Origin of the sequence: Propionibacterium sp. oral taxon 192 str. F0372, from assembly GCF_000413315.1 — a bacterium.
Classification (GTDB): domain Bacteria; phylum Actinomycetota; class Actinomycetes; order Propionibacteriales; family Propionibacteriaceae; genus Brooklawnia.
On record NZ_KE340297.1, the window covers coordinates 772,191 to 789,735 of the forward strand.

Annotated in this window: 20 protein-coding genes; 9 read left to right on the forward strand and 11 right to left on the reverse strand. The window is 60.8% G+C overall.

All coding sequences use genetic code 11. The features are described from left to right. Positions 1–5 precede the first annotated feature (5 nt). Genes pduL through HMPREF1531_RS03570 form a run of 10 tightly spaced genes read right to left on the reverse strand, consistent with a single transcriptional unit; the run spans position 6 to position 7,726 of the window. A complete protein-coding gene (gene pduL, locus HMPREF1531_RS03525) occupies positions 6–638 on the reverse strand; it encodes a phosphate propanoyltransferase (RefSeq protein ID WP_016668529.1) in 633 nt (210 codons plus the stop codon). 3 nt (positions 639–641) lie between these two features. Beyond that, positions 642–917, reverse strand: coding sequence for a BMC domain-containing protein (locus tag HMPREF1531_RS03530; protein ID WP_269593317.1), 276 nt, complete (start codon positions 915–917; stop codon positions 642–644). A 16-nt stretch (positions 918–933) separates the two neighbouring features. Beyond that, the gene (locus HMPREF1531_RS14265; protein ID WP_016668531.1) at positions 934–1,548 is read right to left on the reverse strand and encodes a BMC domain-containing protein; all 615 of its coding nucleotides are present in this window, start codon (positions 1,546–1,548) and stop codon (positions 934–936) included. After that, positions 1,526–1,909: a glycerol dehydratase reactivase beta/small subunit family protein gene (locus tag HMPREF1531_RS03540; RefSeq protein ID WP_016668532.1), complete on the reverse strand. Its 384-nt coding sequence runs from the start codon at positions 1,907–1,909 to the stop codon at positions 1,526–1,528. Before HMPREF1531_RS03540 ends, HMPREF1531_RS14265 begins: the two co-directional genes overlap by 23 nt. Continuing rightward, positions 1,909–3,726 carry a diol dehydratase reactivase subunit alpha gene (locus HMPREF1531_RS03545; protein WP_016668533.1) on the reverse strand — a complete coding sequence of 606 codons (1,818 nt, stop codon included), beginning with the start codon at positions 3,724–3,726 and terminating at the stop codon, positions 1,909–1,911. Before HMPREF1531_RS03545 ends, HMPREF1531_RS03540 begins: the two co-directional genes overlap by 1 nt. 24 nt (positions 3,727–3,750) lie before the next feature. After that, entirely contained in the window at positions 3,751–4,278 is a 528-nt protein-coding gene (locus HMPREF1531_RS03550; RefSeq protein ID WP_016668534.1) for a diol dehydratase small subunit, read from the reverse strand. 8 nt (positions 4,279–4,286) lie between these two features. Further along, positions 4,287–4,952 (reverse strand): propanediol/glycerol family dehydratase medium subunit, encoded by a 666-nt coding sequence (locus HMPREF1531_RS03555; protein WP_016668535.1) that lies wholly within the window; start codon positions 4,950–4,952, stop codon positions 4,287–4,289. Between the two features lie 10 nt (positions 4,953–4,962). Continuing rightward, complete coding sequence (locus HMPREF1531_RS03560) at positions 4,963–6,624, reverse strand: propanediol/glycerol family dehydratase large subunit (protein WP_016668536.1); 1,662 nt, start codon at positions 6,622–6,624, stop codon at positions 4,963–4,965. A 16-nt stretch (positions 6,625–6,640) separates the two neighbouring features. Continuing rightward, the gene (gene pduB / locus HMPREF1531_RS03565; RefSeq protein WP_016668537.1) at positions 6,641–7,429 is read right to left on the reverse strand and encodes a propanediol utilization microcompartment protein PduB; all 789 of its coding nucleotides are present in this window, start codon (positions 7,427–7,429) and stop codon (positions 6,641–6,643) included. Between the two features lie 12 nt (positions 7,430–7,441). Beyond that, positions 7,442–7,726, reverse strand: coding sequence for a BMC domain-containing protein (locus HMPREF1531_RS03570; protein WP_269593318.1), 285 nt, complete (start codon positions 7,724–7,726; stop codon positions 7,442–7,444). Positions 7,727–7,882: 156 nt separating this feature from the next. Here HMPREF1531_RS03570 and HMPREF1531_RS03575 point away from each other — a divergent pair, with 156 nt between their 5' ends. The 9 genes from HMPREF1531_RS03575 to HMPREF1531_RS03615 all read left to right on the forward strand — a co-directional run bounded on the left by HMPREF1531_RS03575 (position 7,883) and on the right by HMPREF1531_RS03615 (position 14,942). Next, positions 7,883–8,239, forward strand: a complete 357-nt coding sequence (locus HMPREF1531_RS03575; protein WP_016668539.1) for a BMC domain-containing protein — start codon at positions 7,883–7,885, stop codon at positions 8,237–8,239. Between the two features lie 8 nt (positions 8,240–8,247). Next, entirely contained in the window at positions 8,248–8,682 is a 435-nt protein-coding gene (locus HMPREF1531_RS03580) for a EutP/PduV family microcompartment system protein (RefSeq protein WP_016668540.1), read from the forward strand. Continuing rightward, complete coding sequence (locus HMPREF1531_RS03585) at positions 8,670–10,004, forward strand: PocR ligand-binding domain-containing protein (RefSeq protein WP_016668541.1); 1,335 nt, start codon at positions 8,670–8,672, stop codon at positions 10,002–10,004. The genes HMPREF1531_RS03580 and HMPREF1531_RS03585 overlap by 13 nt, the downstream gene beginning before the upstream one ends. Continuing rightward, a complete protein-coding gene (locus HMPREF1531_RS03590; protein ID WP_016668542.1) occupies positions 10,004–11,101 on the forward strand; it encodes a 1-propanol dehydrogenase PduQ in 1,098 nt (365 codons plus the stop codon). Before HMPREF1531_RS03585 ends, HMPREF1531_RS03590 begins: the two co-directional genes overlap by 1 nt. Before the next feature lie 273 nt (positions 11,102–11,374). Then, entirely contained in the window at positions 11,375–12,088 is a 714-nt protein-coding gene (locus tag HMPREF1531_RS03595; RefSeq protein ID WP_016668543.1) for an MIP/aquaporin family protein, read from the forward strand. Between the two features lie 394 nt (positions 12,089–12,482). Next, complete coding sequence (locus HMPREF1531_RS03600; RefSeq protein ID WP_016668544.1) at positions 12,483–12,920, forward strand: hypothetical protein; 438 nt, start codon at positions 12,483–12,485, stop codon at positions 12,918–12,920. A gap of 72 nt (positions 12,921–12,992) precedes the next feature. Then, positions 12,993–13,361 carry a hypothetical protein gene (locus tag HMPREF1531_RS03605; RefSeq protein WP_016668545.1) on the forward strand — a complete coding sequence of 123 codons (369 nt, stop codon included), beginning with the start codon at positions 12,993–12,995 and terminating at the stop codon, positions 13,359–13,361. 134 nt (positions 13,362–13,495) lie between these two features. Continuing rightward, positions 13,496–13,837, forward strand: a complete 342-nt coding sequence (locus tag HMPREF1531_RS03610) for a hypothetical protein (RefSeq protein ID WP_198010978.1) — start codon at positions 13,496–13,498, stop codon at positions 13,835–13,837. A 406-nt stretch (positions 13,838–14,243) separates the two neighbouring features. Further along, positions 14,244–14,942: a hypothetical protein gene (locus HMPREF1531_RS03615; RefSeq protein ID WP_156860158.1), complete on the forward strand. Its 699-nt coding sequence runs from the start codon at positions 14,244–14,246 to the stop codon at positions 14,940–14,942. 121 nt (positions 14,943–15,063) lie between these two features. On the opposite strand, the gene HMPREF1531_RS03620 is transcribed toward HMPREF1531_RS03615, so the two are convergent. Next, positions 15,064–17,283: a TIR domain-containing protein gene (locus HMPREF1531_RS03620; RefSeq protein ID WP_084669260.1), complete on the reverse strand. Its 2,220-nt coding sequence runs from the start codon at positions 17,281–17,283 to the stop codon at positions 15,064–15,066. Positions 17,284–17,545 lie beyond the last annotated feature (262 nt).

Consider the following 17,545-nt stretch of genomic DNA (forward strand, 5'->3'; position numbering starts at 1 on the left):
AGTGCTCACTTCCCCAAGATGAGCGCCCAGTCACCGCTGCGGGCGCTGACTGCATTGCCCTCGTCGGTGTCCAGGTGGAGTTCCAGAAGGTAGGAATCCTTGACCCGTACCAAGAAATTGTCCAGTCGCGCGGCGCGGTCACCGTCGAACTGAACCGACACCCGGTCCTGGTCCTCCAGCCTCAGGGCCGCCGCGTCGGAGGGGCTCATGTGGATGTGACGCCCGGCGATGATCGCCGCATGCTCGCACTCCACCTGTCCCTCGGGGCCGATGATGGTCACCGGGGCGGCCTGGGCCAGCTGCCCGGACTGGGCCATCGGCGCCTTCACCCCAAGCGCACGGGCGTCGGTGGCGGACAGTTCCACCTGGGTGGCGCTGCGGTTGGGGCCCATGACCCGGACGCGTTCAAATCTCCCCTTGGGCCCGACGACGGTCACCGACTCCTTGGCCGCGAATTCGCCGCGCTGGCGCACCATCTTGTACACCTGCGGGGCCTCGTAACCGAATAAGGTGCGGAAATCAGCGTCGCACAGGTGCACGTGCCGGTTGGAGATACCCACCTTCACACGGCTGGGGTCAGCCTCGAAGATCTTGTCGACGACGACATCGACGATCTGCTCGACAAGCTTGTCAGCCATCGATCAGGCCTTCGGGAGGATGGTTTCGACGTCGCCGTGAGGACGCGGGATCACATGCTGGGAAATCAACTCCCCCACCTTCGTCGCCGCAGCCGCACCAGCATCAACAGCAGCCTTCACAGCGCCCACATCACCACGCACCATCACCGTCACAAAACCAGCACCGATCTGCTCCTTGCCGATCAGCGACACATTCGCCGACTTCACCATGGCATCAGCCGCCTCAATGCTGCCGATCAGACCCTTGGTCTCAACCATGCCGAGTGCTTCACTCATGATTCCTCATTCCTCCTGCTCATTTCTTGATCTGCTTGGGACGGGCCCCACCCGTGGCGGGTTTGGCCGCTGTGGTCTTGGGTTCGGATTCCGTTTCGGTGTTCTTGGCCACCTTGGCCGGGGCATCTCCCTTGCTGGGGGCCGGTTGCTTCTCCGCGGCGGGGGTCTTTTCCTGTTCACCGGGCACCTTGGGCTGCTCGTTGTCCACCGGTTCCTTTGTGGCGGTCTTCGGCGCCTCGGCGGCAACGGCCCCGGATTGTGGGCTGGGCTTTTTGGCCGCGGGCTTCGATGCCGGGGCGGACTGCGCGACGGCGGGCGCGGCAGCCTTGGAAGCCGGGGCGCGAGTGGCCCACCCAACGGTCTTCGGGTTGCGGACCATCAATTCCAGTTGCTCGCTGGGGCGGGGTATCACCGAGATCCCCGCAACCCGGCCAACCAGACTGGCCGCAGCCTGGGCGGCCTGGATGGCGGTCTGCACCGAGGCGACCTGGCCCTCCACCTTCACCACAACCAGGCCACCGCCCTTGGTGAGTTCATAGCCGACGAGGTGAATGTCAGCCGTCTTGCAGGCGACGTCGGCGGCCTCGATGGCGGCCGCGAGACCGACTGTCTCAATGGTTCCCAGCGCCAGCATGTGGGCTCCTCTCGATGGGTAGCAGCGGGTTCCGCTTGACCAACCGGGCGGCATTCGCCCCGATATTGCGGTCATTGGCGGCGGAAAGGTTCAATCCGGTGATCAGATAGGGGGCACCATCGGGAAGTTTGCTGGTGGTCACCGCGATGTCTTGGGTGTCGACTCCAATCCCGATCTCCAAGGTGGCCTGCACGGATGCCTGGTGGGCGAGGTGGGCGGCGTCGCCATCGCTGGTCACCTCGACGAAGACCGGCACGGCTTCCTCCTCGATACCCAGCACGAGATCACGCAACCTTGGCAGGTCGACGTGCTCGTTCACGTGCAGCCGGATGACCGGGCGTTCCTGAGTGGCTTGCGGCATCACTGCTCACCCCACGACAGGGCCAGGCCAGTAGCCACCGCGTTGCGGGGCCCCTCGGTGCCACGAATATTCGCCCGCCCGGCGACAACCCGGTACTCGGCCAGCGCCTTGGTCACCAGCTGCGGAATCTCGAAGTCGAGGGCTGAACCGCCGACGAGCACCACGAAATCGATATCGCGCACGTTGTCGGTGGGTGACACCCGGCGCAGGGCACGCACCGCATTGGCGACGAAGACCCTCTCCTTGGCCCGGATGCGAATGTTGCGGATGGCATCCACCGGCAGATCGACGCCGATGGGTACCAGCCCCTCTTCTGGCTTGATGACCACCACCCTGGCATACAGGTGCGGGGGCAGCGGTTCATCGAAGAATTGCACCGACCCGTCCTCATGACGGATCGAGAAAACGGTTTCCACCTTGGCTAGCGGGTGCCGTTTGACATCCTCGGCGGCATCCCAGGCGTCCAGGCCCAGTTCGGTCTGGATCATCAAGGTCACCATATTCCCGGCCCCTGCCAGGTGCGTGGAGACTCCGGTGCCGTCGGCACGCATCACCGAGGCGTCGGTGGAACCGGCCCCCATGTCGAGAATCGCGATCGGGGCGCTGGTTCCCGGGGTGGTGAGCGCACCACGAATGGCCATATCGGCTTCGACGCCACCGACCTCGACCGGGATCCGGATCTGGGCGGCGATGTCCTGGGCGATGGCCTGCATCTGGAGGCGATCAGCCTGCACCATGACCGCGATGCCGACTGCGTTTTCCATGGAGAACTCATTGGCCAGCCCACCGGAGACCTGCTTGGGGGTCATGGTGTCGACCGCGATCATGTCGGTGATCTTGATGTCGCGGGGATGCTGGCTGGTCAGCTGGCCCATGGTGACCCGGACCTTTTCCATCATCCCACCGACATTGGTTCCGGGTTCACCGGTGATGTCGTGGATTTCCCGCATCCGGGAGGCGGCCTGCATGATCTCATCGGCGCCAGAGTCGACGTCGACCACGATCTCGGTGGCCGCGGTGGCGGTGATCCCGTGGAAGGTGAGAGACCCTGCCGGGATGCGACGTTCCTTCACGTCGCCGGCGGGGGTTTTGATGACGACCGCCGACCTGTTGCCCACCAGAGCGCGAGCCAGCGGAACAACCTGTTTGGTCTCCTCGGGGCTCAGCTCGAAGAGGGTAGCGATGCCGTAGGGGTTCGACAAAACCTCGACGATCCTGCCGGTCTCGGCGACCTCGACGGCCGCCTTCATCCCGATCGGCACCTTGTCGATGAGCCCAACCTCGTCGACGATCGGGATCATATGGTCGAGCCGGTTGTTGACCAGCACACCGTCATTGAGTTCCATCACCGCGGCAGTCACATTGACCCGGGCCGCGTTGATGGTGGCAGCCACCTCGGCGAAGTCGTGGGAGCGAGACACGACGACGACGTAGTCGCCCGCACTCGCCGCGCCCAGATCCTCAATCCTGATGGTGATGCCCACTCCGGTGCCCACACCGCCGGGAGTAGAGGGATTGTGGCCGATCATCGTCGATTCGGTGATGATCGTCTCGGTGATCGTCTCCATCGCGACGTCGCCGATGACCGGGGCGGCCTCGTTGATCCGGATCAGTTCCAGTTCTTCGAGTTTGCGTCCGGCCTTGTCCAAGGCGATGGACAGAGAGTGGAAGACCCCCTTGATGTTGTCCTTGGTGCCCTTGATGCCGGTCGTGGGAGTGGTGGCCGATGCGAGGAACCGCATCCCGGCTCCCTCACGCACCGCCAGCGCGACTTCGGTGGTCGCGTTGCCGATGTCGATGCCTGCCACCATTCCCATGACCGGACTCCTTTCCTTCGTTCCTCAGTCCTCGCGCAGACGGCCGCGGCGCTCGTATTCGTCGGCGGCCTCCCGCACGAATGCCGAGCACACCTTGGCGCCGTAGGTGCCTTCGAGTTCCTCGGCAATCGCGTACAGCTCCGCCTTGGTGGAGCGGTAGGGGCGAAGGGCGTTGTAGATCTCCAGAACCCGCTCGTCGGGAACGGAGATCAGCTCGGCGGCGCGACGGAAATTGCGGCCCAGGGTCGGGCGTCCGGCGGCGTCGGCGATCTGCGCCTGCTTTTCGAGAGTATCGGCGGAGATCTTGAAATCGTCGGCGCTCAATCTGCCGGCCTTGACGTCGGCAAAGGTCAGGTCCTTGAGGGCCTTGCCGGTGTTCGATGTCACGAGATCCGCGTGCTTCTCGGCCAGCGGGTAGTCCTCACGACGGAGCGTACCGCCGACGGGAGCAGCCGCGGCAGGCGCAGCGGTCTTCGTGAATGAGACCTCGTTGTTGTCGAGGTTCTTGAGAACCTCGCCCATGATCTGGCGAATCAGAGATTCCTGGTCCATGACCTCTCCTAGTTGAACGAGACCTGGACGGCCTGCGGCTTCTTGGACTTCTGGGTCAGCTTGGTCTCCTTGTTATGCAGGAGAGCCGCGACTGCCTGGTACTTCGGCCTGGCCATCTGGTCGTTACGGACCGGCACCGGATCGGGAGACATCCCCTTCGCGTACTGGCCGGCGTTACGGCCGATGGCGCGGAAGGTGTCGAGCTCAATGAGTGGTGCCTGAGAGAACAGCTCCAGGTTCGACAGCGGCGGTAGATCCTTTTGGTGGATAACCGTCGTGCCACGCGACTGGATGCCAATGCCGATGCCGGAGCCCGAGGCCTTGGCGGCCTCGTGGGCGACGAAGCCGACGTCGGCGGTCTTGTAAACCCGGATGAACCGGAACTTCAGCCCTTCCTCCTCAATACCCGCGCAGATCTGGCGCAGGACATCGGAGTGCTTGAGGCCGATGATCGTCTCGTGGATGGTACTGGAGAACGCTGGGGACAAAGCGATCACGACCTCCTTGGGATCGGTGCCGCGGGTGGCGTCACCGTTCTCGGTGAGGGTCATTTCCCCAGAGCCTGCGACCGAACTGGCCGCAGGAACCTGGGCTGCAGGGACTGCCTGGTCCTGGGCGGCAGCCACCTCACGAATCGCCTGCTCGATGATCTTGCGCAGTGCTTCTTGGTCCATCGTTGCCACCTCAGATGCTTTCCGGGCTGACAGCGTTGCGAATGGTCGAGATCTGCTTCCAGCGCTCGTCGGAGATCTGGTAGCCGGTCTTCGGACCCTCGTAGCTGTTCGGGTAGTTGACCGCCGAGTTCACTTCCCACTTCTCGTTGAAGATCGCGGAGGTGTGCAGGTAGTCACCGGCGCAGCGCACACGCAGCAGGTTGAAGATCGCCTCGGCGGTGTCCTCGATACCGGCCCGTAGCAGGGCCTGGCAGACGTCCAAGCCGGTCACATTGCGCTTCATCATCTCGTCGGCGGCCTTCAGGTCTTCGACGACATTGCGGTGCGGCATGTCCTTGGTGCCATGGGCGTAGGTGGCGGCCTCAACCTCTTCGTCGGTGATGGCCGGCAGCCCCAGCTCACGGAAGACGGCCTGCAGGGTGCGGGCGGCCTTGCGGCGGATCGCCACGACGTCATCTTCGACGGCCGGGGTCAGGCCACCGTCAACCCTCAGGTCGCGCTGGATGATGGCCCAGTCGTCGAAATCCTCGGCATCCCAGTTCGAACCGGCGAACATGTTGTCGTAGTTCGGGGTGGCCGAGTAGCCGGAGCAGATGAAATCTGTACCGGGCACGAACTGCATCAGTGAACGGGCCACGCGACGCAGGTCCGAGTGGGTGAAGGTCTGGTCGTTCGACGATGCGCATTCCAGATCCAGCATGGTGGCGATGAGGTTCTCGGCGAGCACCGCACGGATGCCACCGGGGACCGCAGCGGGAACACCGATGCAAGAAACCGAACCGTTCTGGGTGCCCTGGGAACCGGCGGCCTTGGTGAAGGCCAGGCAGCGGGCTTCCAGGTAGAGCATCGACTTGCCCTCGGCGAAGCCCATCTGCACCTCAGAGCCGGTGCCCGAGGTGAAGCGCATCTTCAGGCCACGGGAGGCATAGGAGGAAGCCAGGAAGGCCTTCGACCACGGGGTGTCGTCGCCGTCCATGAAGACGTCCTCGGTGCCATAGACCGACACGGTCTCGGCATAGGCGGTCAGCCCGCGCATGCCAAGCTGCAGCTCGGTGGCCTCCTCGACGGAGCACTGGGTCAGGATGCCGGGACGGCCAACCTGGGCACCCACGAGGATGGACAAGGCGTTGAACGGGTAGTAGCGCACCACACCGACGGTGGTCTCTTCTTCGGCGAAGCCGCGAAGGGCCGCCTCGGCAGCATCGGCGGCCAGCTGAACAGGGTTGTCACGGGTGTTGGTCACGTGGCACTGGTTGGCGGGCTGCAGACGGGCACGCATCTTGTTGACGGCCATCATCATTTCCAGCACGGTGAGCTGGTTCACGACTTCGGTCAGCTTGGCCGGGGTGAACGCGGTGGTGTACTTCACCAGCTCGGAGCGCGGGACGTTGATGTCGACCAGACGGCGGGCAAACTCCAGGGAGTCGACCTTCATGGCCTCCTCGGCAAAGTCGAGGTTGATGCCGTAGCGGGCGACGAAGGAGTCGATCAGGTCGAACTCGGCGGCCTTCTTGCCGTCAAGCTCGACCACGACGCCGTTCTCGATCCGGATGGACGGGGTCGGGTCATTGGGCGAGTCGACGGCGATCAGACCAACCTCGGCCCACTCGGTGACGTAGCCGTCCTGGTTGACTGGACGCGCGTCCAGTACTTCAAAACGCTTTGATCTCACGATTCACAGCCTTCGATCAGATGTAGGGAGTGGTGGTCGAGACGACGTCGCCACCAAAGGCGCCCAGCAGGGTCTTGCCGACCTCACGGGCGGCGATGACCGCCTGACGGACGGCGCCGGAGTCGCCGGAGAAGGTCATGGTGACCTCGTTGGAGAACGACTGCCCGTGCTGCGGGGTCGCGTAGGACACGACGTCAATCGTCGAGGCCTTCACCGCGGTATCGGCTAGGACGATGCCGATGGCGGCCGGGGCGCCGACAGTGATGCCGAAGGCCTTGCCGATCGGGGCTCCGAAGACCTTGTTCAAGGCATAGGACGCGCGGGCGGTGTACTGGAATTCCAGATGCCCGGCATCGGTGCCGTAGACGTCGCCGAAGGTGCGCTCTAGCTCCTTGAGGGTCACCTCGACTGCGCGCCGGGCATCGGAGACATCCTCGGCGGCGAAAACGATCAACGAGCCGTGACCGGCGCCACCCTTGGTGTCGCGGGGCAGCTCGGCGAGCACGATCTCGGTGTTGGTGGCCTTCACGGCTTCATCGGCGGCGAACAACTGCGGACCGGCACCGGTGCGACCACCGATGATGCCGATGGAGCGGTACTTCGGGTCGATGTTCATCTTCTCGGTCAGCGCGGGATCAACATTCGCGATCACCAAGCCGATGGTGTCGCCCAGCCCGGTACCGACGAACTCGGTGCTCTGCGGACGGACACCAGGAGTGACGGCCGCCGGGGCAGCCTGAGGGGCGGATCCACCGACCTTCTTCAGGACCTCGGCCATCACCTGGTCGACGAGTTCATTGGACATCTGTCAATCCCCTTACTTCGCGGACTTCTTCGGGAGGATGGTTTCGACGTCGCCATGAGGACGCGGGATCACATGCTGGGAAATCAACTCCCCCACCTTCGTCGCCGCAGCCGCACCAGCATCAACAGCAGCCTTCACAGCGCCCACATCACCACGCACCATCACCGTCACAAAACCAGCACCGATCTGCTCCTTGCCGATCAGCGACACATTCGCCGACTTCACCATGGCATCAGCCGCCTCAATGCTGCCGATCAGACCCTTGGTCTCAACCATGCCGAGTGCTTCTTGCATCAGGACTCCTTCGTCAGTTGGGGCCAACTGTGGTCACCCGCAACTCAGCCTATGACCAGCTGCCATACATGGAACAACCAGCGTTGTACACATTTCTGCCCCGAAGATTGAGTCATTCGTGTATCCATCGATAATCTGTGCAAGACGAGGAGGTCTGATATGAGCGACGAGGCGCCCGGCAAACAGCGCATCATCCAGGAGTTCGTCCCTGGCAAACAGGTGACCCTGGCCCATGTGATTGCCGCCCCCACCCCGGATCTACACCGCGCCATCGGGCTCACCTCCGAGTACTCAGGAGCCATCGGCATTCTCACCATCACACCAAGCGAAGCCGCCATCATCGCCGCCGACATCGCCTCCAAGTCGTCGTCGGTAAAGCTCGCCTTCGTCGACCGTTTCTCTGGTTCGGTGGTGATCACTGGCGAACTGGCCGACGTCGAATCCGCCCTGCGCTCGGTGATCTCTGGGATGCAGCAGATCCTGGACTTCACCCCGGCATTGGTTACCCGCACGTGAATCGCAGCATGTACAAGATCCTGCTCACCGGAAGCATCGGCGCCGGGAAGACGACGCTCACCCAGCGTCTGTCGGGAATGCCCATCGAATACGCGAAGACCCAGTCGATCCAGGCCGGGGAGGAGATCACCGACACCCCTGGGGAGTATTTCGACCACCGCGTCTACTGGTCTGCCCTGCGGATCAGTTCCAACAACGTCGACCGGGTGTTACTGCTGGCGGATCCAACCGATCACGACCTGCGCATCCCACCTGGGATCGCGACCACCTTCCCCCGACCGGTGACCGGCGTGGTCACCAAGAAATCACTTGCCACCCCCGAACAGCTCGAGATGACCGAATGGAAACTGCAACAGGGCGGGGTTGACCGTGTCTTCGTTGTGGATTCCATCACCGGTGAGGGAATCGACGATCTGGTCGAGGTGCTGGAATGCGCAAAGTAGTTGCTCTTCATCCGAGTCTGGCCAGCCCAGACCTGCGCTCCCTGGTGGATTCCGCCGATCTGCAACGAATCCAAGATGAGATGGCCGCCGAAACCGGGCTGGCGATCATCATGGTCGACTCGGTGGGCACCCCGGTAACCAACGGCTCCCAGTTCTCAGGCTTCTGCCAGCTGCTGCGCAGGGATCCGCGGATCCGCAAGCTATGCATGTCTTGCGACGCGCACGGCGGGCTGCAGGCCGCGATCGAAGGACGCCCGATCGTCTACAAATGCCACGCCGGGCTGGTCGATTTCTCCATCCCGATCCTCGTCGGCGATTCCTACATCGGGGCCATTCTCGCTGGTCAAGTGCTGAACTCCCGGGAGCAGCAGGCAGAGGCGATGGGGGAGTTGAACCGTCAGCTGCAGGTGGCTGGCGACGATGCCGAAAAGCTCATGCAGCAGATCAACGTGGTGCATGTCGATCGCCTCTATCAAGTGGCCGACCAGTTGATCCAGCTCACTAACCAAGCCCTGGGGGTCTCCCCCGGCACAGTGCACACCCGATTCGGCGCTCATTTGGGGGCGGCCCGGCAGACGGCGAGCACGGATCATGGCACCGGGGAACCGCAGCTGTTCGAGGTAGATGGCCTGCCAGCGCTCAACCACATCGCGACCCCCCATCCGAAACCATTGATCGATCAGGACGAGATGCTGCGCAATCTGATGGAGCGCAACATCTCGGGGAACCTGGACATGCTGAGCCGTTTCCTCGACGACGTGCTCCCCCACTGGTCGATGAAAATCAAACCCAGTCAACTCACCGGGTTCGAGGATGCCATCATCGGGTTGGCGAGGACGGACGGGCCGATGGTCGCCGGGGAGATCTCCCGCATGGTGACGAGCAACCGGGCCAGGCGCCACGGCGCCATCAACCGCTACGAGTGTCAAGTGTATTGCGAGCGGTTGTTGGTGAAGATGCACAATCTGATGGAGCCCGATCTCGCCGATCAGGATCGTTCGGTGGCCACCCTCATTAACGAGATCGAGAAGGATCCGACGAGTTTCCTCACCGTCGGCAAGGCCGCCGAATACCTCAACTGGTCGGAATCCCATTTCTCCCGGCGGTTCAAAGACGAGACCGGTCTTTCCTTCATCCAGTTCGTCAAGGACAAACGACTGGAAAAGGCGAAGCTCATGCTCGTTCACACCACCAGACCCGTTTCCCGCATCGCCAATCAGCTCGGTTTCCGCCCAGAGAACTACTTCTCCCGGGTCTTCAAGAAACAAACGGGCATGACTCCCGGCGAATACCGTGACAAGTACACCGAAGAGGTTGCCTGATGGAGAACTTCCACCTGAACACCCGCGTGCGAATGGGCGCCGACGCCCTCACCGCGCTCGACGAGTACCGGGACAAGCGTGCCCTGATCGTCACCGATTCCTTCCTTGCCACAACCGAGCATTTCGCCCAGGTGCGTGCTCATCTGGGCGAAGTCGTCGTCTTCGACAAGGTGCTGCCCAATCCGACGACCTCTCTCGTCGCAGAGGGGACTCAGTTGGCCGTGGTCTGTGAGCCGTTTGTGATCATCGCCTACGGCGGTGGTTCGGCGATGGACACCGCCAAGGCGATCCACATGATCACCACCGAACACGGCATGGCAGCTCCCGGCGGGTTGATCGCGATCCCCACCACGTCCGGGTCCGGTTCTGAGGTGACCTCCTATGCAGTAATCACCGACGACGCCACCCATGCCAAGACGGCATTGGTCTCCCCTGACCTCGTCGCCAAGTTGGCGATCCTGGATCCCACGGCCGTCGCCGGGTGCCCGCCACGGACCACCGCAGATTCCGGCATGGATGTGTTGACCCATGCCGTCGAGGCGCATGTTTCCTCGGGGGCCTGCGATTTCTCCGATGCCTTGTCGGAGAAGGCCGTGCGGTTGGTCTTCGAGAATCTGGAGAGGTGCTACCGCAATGGTGGTGATCTAGCCGCCCGCACCCACATGCACAATGCATCCACCCTCGCTGCAGCGGCCTTCGACAATGTCGGGCTGGGGATCGTGCATTCGATTTCGCATGCCGTCGGCTCCCACTACCCGGTGGCCCACGGGCGGCTGAACGCGATCCTGCTGCCACACGTGATCTCCTTCAACGCCGAGCATTCCGAGCACGCTGCCGCCCGCTATGCGCAGCTGGGGCGGATTGTCTCTCCCTCGTCAACGGGGCGGGCTGCGATTTCCACGCTCATCGCGCGGATCGAGAAATTGAACCGGGCCCTGGACATTCCGGCTCGGCTGACCGAGGCTGGGGTGGACCGCGACGTCGTGCGGATCGCATCTGAGATCACCGGGGCGGCCCTGGCCGACACCTGTACCAGAACCAACCCGGCTAAGGTGGATGCGAGCGATCTTGAGCGCATCATGATCGCTGCTTTGTGAGCTATGAACAGCCTTGTGACCTTGTGGTTTCGGGGCCGTGAACTGCATTTCGCTGCCTGCGGGCACCACACCCGTTGGGTACCCGGCGATTGGCCACGCTGCCCGTAGGTCCGGATTTCCTTCACAAAACCGCCCTGTTGGTGCACAAAACTGCGTCTTGCGCTGCAGAGGACTTCTGGACTTCCGGCAAGCTGCCCTAACATCAGAGCATCGACGCGATGTTGCGTCTGAACCGTCGCGCACTTGTGCGCTTGTCGAAGAATGGTGGAAAAAATGGCTGACGAAACCGTGGCCGCCGGACCGAGTTTGGTCAAGCGCCTGGCCGCAGAGTTCATCGGTACCGCTCTCCTGCTTGCCGTAATTATCGGCTCGGGCGCCCAGGCTCAGGCACTCCAGATTGCCAACAAGACTCCCTTCGCTGATCTCGGAATCCAGGTCCTCGTCGTGGCGGTGTGTACTGGCCCGGTGCTGACCGCCCTGATCTGGCTGTTCGGCCCGATCTCCGGGGCGTCTTTCAATCCGGTGGTGTCGATCATCGGTGGGCTGCTCGACCCGAAGAATGCCAAGTGGGGTGAGATCGGCGCTTACATCGTGGCTCAGCTGGCGGGTGCCTTCGTCGGTGCCGTGGTGACCCAGTTGATGTTCTCGTTGCCTGCAGTGGAGATCTCCACGACAGCCCGCAATACTCCCGGCTTGTGGATCGGCGAGGTGGTCGCGACCTTCGGTCTGATGCTGGTGGTCTTCGTCACCGGTCGTGCGGGAAATGGCCAGTACGTGCCGCTGGCCGTCGGCTTCTACATCCTGGGTGCGATCTTCTTTACCTCCTCGACGTCCTTCGCAAACCCGGCGGTGACCTTCGGGCGTATCTTCACTGACAGCCTGTGCGGCATCGCTCCGAGCTCTGTTCTGATGTTCATCCTGATGCAGCTCATCGGTGGCGGACTCGCCTTCGCAGTGATCAAGTTCCTGACTCCCGACCCCAAGTGAGCCACACGCACCCATGAGATGGGGTCGGGCATCCACGATGGATACCCGGCCCCATTTCTCATGCTGAACCCATACCGAGTGGCGCGTGCTGAGGTCGATTACCCGCGGTAGCCGATCCATAACCCACCGCGAACACCAAACAGACTGTGCCGTAATCTTTCGTCATGCAGCATCCTTCCCACCCGGGCTTTAATCCCGGACCACCTGCACCGGCGCAGGCCCCTCAACCTCAGTGGGGAAACCAACCCGCACAAATGCCCCATGCACCGCAAAAAGCACGCTCCGTTTTAGGGTTTATCCTGGTGCTGCTCGGTCTCATTGGTTCGGTGGTGGGGTTCTCCTGCCCGTGGTACAAAGCTACACGTGGCAGACCACGGAAGGCAGGATAGGAGACATGGTGATCTCCGATTGGCAGAACGGCTGGCAGGTCGTCCACGCGTTGATGGATTCCAGCCTGGCACTGGGATTGCTGATGTACCTGAGCCTCGGGCTGGCCCTTGTTGGTGCTGTTCTGGCCATCGTAAGCGCCGCGCGCTGTCTGACCAAGAGCAGCCAGGGAGTGAAAACGGCAGTGGTAAGCGGGTACGGGGTGATGCTGTTCATCGCCGGCGCCGCGGCACCCGCGTTCTACTTTCTCAGCTCGGTTAGCACGACGAGTTGGGCGATATGGCTGCACTGCGTCGCCCTCGTGCTGTGCACGGTCGGAGAAATTCTCCTGAAGATAGCGCATTACCCCGCACAGCCTGTTTCTATGCAGCCTGGCTTTGCACAGCCCTTCACCACCGCCCAGCCCAACGGCTACCGCCTCGCTGGTCAGGACCGGAGACGGTGATGAAACGTTGGTAGTGGGATCCCGTCGGCTATCCGCCGCCCATTCCCACAGGAGAAGGTGAATAGAAAAGCAATGAAGAACTTCAGTAACTCGGACAAGCAGAATCCATCCATTTCAGGATTCGAGAAAGAGCACCATTCCTCAACGGATTCGTTGGGATGGGTCACACTGGAATCGAGCCCCCAGGTCACAGTTCGCTTGTCCTCACGGACCGGCCTCAACAAGACAACGAGGGCCAGTTTGGAAGCCGCATTCACCGAAGCGTTGACTGCGCTCTTGGCGCAGGACAGTCCATTCGCCCGTACCCTCGTCACCGGGATCCAGTCGCGGTTGGGTTTCGACGATGTGCAGGAGCAGTTGCTGGCCAGAGGAAAGGTTCTGCAGGAACGAAGCTCCGCACTGCAGGACAGGATTGACCGACGGCGGGGTCGCCGAGCATGATTCGCGCCACGTACCCTCGCGTCCTTATTCTGGGAGGGATTGGTCTGGTCTGCGCCGCCATCGCTCTCGTGAGAGTTCTTCAGATTCTGGTCCGATCCTTCACGTGGGGCAACATCTTCACACTGGCTATCGTCGTGACCTGGGGACTGTTCGGGTTGATGTACGTGGTACGTTCACGGGTTCGCCTGTCCGTGACTGCCGACGGCGTGGAACAACTGGGCTTCAGCGGTTGGCGGTTGTCCTGGCACGAGATCCAAGCCGCTTGGATCACTGACTCCGAGTTCGTCATCAAACCCACCAAGCGCGCTCTCCAACGGAACAGGATCCGCGATGCCGCGTGGTGGAGCCGCATGTTCGCTGCGGGTCGACATGAGCGCCGGGTCATCGTTTTCTCTCACCCGGTCATTGACGCATCTGCCATGCAGTACCTTCTGGAACACGATACGCAATACATTCCGCCTGCCCCGAGCAGTTAGCAGTTCCGCTGAGGAGGTAGGTCGTAGCAGACCTGGACCAGTGAGGTGCGGGTGGGGTCTGATCTGTGTCGCATCACCACAGCGGCGCAGAACGAAGCCGGATATCAGCACCCCTACCAGTGATCAGGTTCCTGACTCCCGAACCCAAGTGAGCCACACACACCCATGAGATGGGGTCGGGCATCCACGATGGATACCCGGCCCCATTTCTCATGCTGAACCCATACCGAGTGGCGCGTGCTAAGGCCAATCACCCGCGGTAGCCGATCCATACCCCACCACGAACACCAGGACGGCTGCACCGTAAGCTTTCGTCATGCAGCATCCTTCCCACCCGGGCTTTATTCCCGGACCACCTGCACCGACGCAAGCCCCACAACCTCAATGGGGAAACCAACCCACACAAATGCCCCATCCACCGCAGCAACAGATGTATTACCCGCAGTCACAGGCGTCATGGCCACAACAGCAGGCCCCTTACCCACAGCGAGCGATCTCACCTCAGATGGCCCCGGCCCCGTGGGGCAATCAGCCGGTTCCCGCACCTGTCAGTTCACCGGCCCACGGCGGAAAGGCACGCTCCGGCGTGGGGTTTGTCCTGGTGCTGCTCGGCATCGTTGGTTCGGCGGTGGGGTTCTTCTGCCCGTGGTATAGGAACTACACGTGGGAGCCAATGGACGGTGGTGGGATAGGCATGGTGCCCGCCGATTGGCGGAACGGCTGGCAGCACATCCAAGCACTGATGGGTTTCAATCCAGCCATGGGATTGCTGATGTACCTGAGCCTCGGGCTAGCCGTTCTTGGTGCTGTTCTGGCCATCGCAGGTGCCGCGCGCTGTTTGGCCAAGGGCGGTCGGGCAGCGAAAGCGGTAGCAATAATCGGTTCCGTGGTGGGTCTGGTCGCCGCCGGTGCCGTGGCACCCGGGTTCTATTTCTTCAACTCGGGTGACATGACGAACTGGGCGACGTGGTTGTATGGCTTCGCCTTCGCGCTGTGCTTAGTTGGCGCAATTCTCCTGAAGACGACGCGCTACCCCGCACAGCCTGTTCCCATGCAGCCTGGCTTTACACAGCCCTTCGCTGCCCAACCCAACGGCTACCGCTGAGATCTTTTCGTGGCGATTCCTGCTGCCACGATCATCGGGTCTGTCTACAGACTCACTCCCGAGGTTCCTCAGGTTTGACCATCAACGCTCACCCACGAACGAGGCCGGGTGGGCGACGAGGTCACTTCTCCGTTGCCTTGTTGTCGCTTGTCATCTTCGCGGCTTCCTGGCCCTTGAGGACGAGCCGCATGATAATACTGGGGCGAGACGTCGTCGCCAGCAAGCCTAGGTCTTCATCATTGAGACCGGTGCGCTCTTGACCTCCCTTTTTCCAGTACTCTTCCAGTTCATCGAGTACCTCCGAGGCCTTTTTGCTCAGCCGTTCCCGACTGAGCCATGTCTTGTCGGTGAGCCCCAGACGTTCCGCGATGACCCGAGACACTCCACCGAACCCTCCCGCAATATAGAGTGGTTTCCCAGCCTTCACCGCCATCCATACTTCTTCCAGGATGCCGGGAAGTTTATCCTCAGATTTATCATCGTGATGAAACCGACCACCCATAACAATTTGAATATCGCTTTCTTTGATCAGGACTTCTCTCATTTTAGTCAAGCACTCATGGTTGGGGTGATTTTCTGCAGGATAGTCGCCTCTAAACAAGACCTCGCGAGCAGAATCTAGATCCCTGCAATTGCCATCTGGGTCAGCAACAAAGAACTTCACATCGGGATAGAAACGATCCTGGAGTACGTCAAGACGATCAGCTATCTCCTTGCTATATTTACTCCATGCAAAAAAATTTTCAAAGACTGGTCGACATCCCGTATCGTCCGGTTCAGTCTCATCAGACCCTTCCTTCGGATCTCTGATGCCATTACCGTAACGCTTCGCCTCCTCGCCGAGCACAAGCATGAGATCATGCGGTTTGTCCTCATCAAACAACCGGCCTCCATAAACGAGAGTCCCGCCTTGAACAAACACATGGCGCGCAAGCTCAGCAACAGCACTGTCCATATGCATCGCATCCATACCCATTCTTCGCAGGTCATCACTCATCGATGCCGAGATTCCAATCCTCACCCCACAAAGACTGCCAGCCGACACAGGAATCTGAGGATCAGATCCTATTTGAAGAGAACCTCCACGAGTATCCAGTTCTCGTGGTGTCACGATCGTGAGTTTCGATTTTTTGAAGCCTGCCAGATTGCTCATTTCTCGAAGAATTTCCCATTCCTCGGAAGTGATTGGCGGATCGGGATGCAACACCCACAAGTGACGATCCTCGCCAAGTCGCTTCTTCTTCTGCAACCAATCCATAATGGTGGTAGGCTCAGGCGCACGCAAAGACACCCAGTCAAAATTTGCCCTCACGTAGGCCTCCACCGTATACTCCCAGACCGCCTTTTTGAGGCACTCATCAACCAGACGCAGAAGTGCACGCAACACAGCGTCCCTCTGCGGAACATCAGCATCTTCCTCCTCATGCGCAATCGCATCAGCATCTTCCTCCTGAGGCGCAATCGCATCAGCATTACCAACAGGGAATGCAGGGAAGGGGATCGTCGGAACATTATCGAGCATGAAGCACCCATACTGATCTCCGCTCGATAAGGCAGAAAGAGCAACGATGGGGACCTCGTTCTGCTTGGCAAGCCGGACCTCTCGCTGAGTCCAGCGTCGTTTCGAATAATGATCCGTGCGCACCACGAGCAGGGCTCGCTTAGACGCCTCCGAATCAATTTTTTCTTTCCATTGCGTGGTAGTCTGAATACTCTCCGCGTCGAAGAACCTACCCAATCTAGTCCTTTGCAACTCCTTCCTGACGAGCTCAGCCACATCAGGCGCATCAGATCCAAGCTGCCTAGTATGACTTATAAATACTTTTAACGGCTCCAAGTCATTCTCCCCGTTGCTCTCATTCGTCACTTGACGAGCAACAACATGTCCCACTTCAAGAGAAAGCATATACCGATCTGATACATCCGCTGCGCATCCACTCTTGTCATAGTCAATATCAAGCCCGATCGACTCTCTATCCCTCCAGATGGCCTGCTTCTTTTTCATTAATTTCAAGGGATCAGAGACCAACTCGACACCACCGGCACAAACTGGACAGATGATGAATCTCGTATTACTTGGAGGGCAGTTCTCCCGTTGAAGGAGATTATTGAGATACTTGCCCCATTTAGTAGTCTTATCACATGCAGCCTCGTCCAGTTGTCGTGACATAACCGGAATGACAACTGTCAGCGCAGCCGGTTGACGGCCATCCTCAATGACAGGAAGCGGAAGACCATCTGGATCATCCCATCCCTTGCTGCGAGCGAAGACCTGGATACCTTCCCCGGCGAGACCAGAGAAGGCATCGGAATGATAGTGGTTCAGCAGGGAACTGCACAAGCCCTTTCACCACAAGACCTGCGAGTTCTGATACGCGACGAGTTGCCATCAGCTTATGTCTCATCCTCATCCAACCCCGTGAGGCTTGGGTTGTCAATTCTTTGATCTCGTCAACGAGATCGCGGCATCCGGTACTCCTGTCTATAGGAACTGATGGCTTGCAGCAACACCGGAAGCGTGAACTCCAGATTGAGAAGGGTGGCGAGCAAGGCCACAGTTCCACCAAGCCCGTCGGCCACGTAAAGTCAAGTGTGCAGGGCTT

Bases quoted from the DNA above. Each gene is read 5' to 3' on its own strand.
- pduL (WP_016668529.1), bottom strand. From the start codon at position 638: ATGGCTGACAAGCTTGTCGAGCAGATCGTCGATGTCGTCGTCGACAAG.
- HMPREF1531_RS14265 (WP_016668531.1), bottom strand. From the start codon at position 1,548: ATGCTGGCGCTGGGAACCATTGAGACAGTCGGTCTCGCGGCCGCCATC.
- HMPREF1531_RS03540 (WP_016668532.1), bottom strand. From the start codon at position 1,909: ATGCCGCAAGCCACTCAGGAACGCCCGGTCATCCGGCTGCACGTGAAC.
- HMPREF1531_RS03545 (WP_016668533.1), bottom strand. From the start codon at position 3,726: ATGGGAATGGTGGCAGGCATCGACATCGGCAACGCGACCACCGAAGTC.
- HMPREF1531_RS03550 (WP_016668534.1), bottom strand. From the start codon at position 4,278: ATGGACCAGGAATCTCTGATTCGCCAGATCATGGGCGAGGTTCTCAAG.
- HMPREF1531_RS03555 (WP_016668535.1), bottom strand. From the start codon at position 4,952: ATGGACCAAGAAGCACTGCGCAAGATCATCGAGCAGGCGATTCGTGAG.
- pduB (WP_016668537.1), bottom strand. From the start codon at position 7,429: ATGTCCAATGAACTCGTCGACCAGGTGATGGCCGAGGTCCTGAAGAAG.
- HMPREF1531_RS03575 (WP_016668539.1), top strand. From the start codon at position 7,883: ATGAGCGACGAGGCGCCCGGCAAACAGCGCATCATCCAGGAGTTCGTC.
- HMPREF1531_RS03580 (WP_016668540.1), top strand. From the start codon at position 8,248: ATGTACAAGATCCTGCTCACCGGAAGCATCGGCGCCGGGAAGACGACG.
- HMPREF1531_RS03585 (WP_016668541.1), top strand. From the start codon at position 8,670: ATGCGCAAAGTAGTTGCTCTTCATCCGAGTCTGGCCAGCCCAGACCTG.
- HMPREF1531_RS03590 (WP_016668542.1), top strand. From the start codon at position 10,004: ATGGAGAACTTCCACCTGAACACCCGCGTGCGAATGGGCGCCGACGCC.
- HMPREF1531_RS03595 (WP_016668543.1), top strand. From the start codon at position 11,375: ATGGCTGACGAAACCGTGGCCGCCGGACCGAGTTTGGTCAAGCGCCTG.
- HMPREF1531_RS03600 (WP_016668544.1), top strand. From the start codon at position 12,483: ATGGTGATCTCCGATTGGCAGAACGGCTGGCAGGTCGTCCACGCGTTG.
- HMPREF1531_RS03605 (WP_016668545.1), top strand. From the start codon at position 12,993: ATGAAGAACTTCAGTAACTCGGACAAGCAGAATCCATCCATTTCAGGA.
- HMPREF1531_RS03615 (WP_156860158.1), top strand. From the start codon at position 14,244: ATGCCCCATCCACCGCAGCAACAGATGTATTACCCGCAGTCACAGGCG.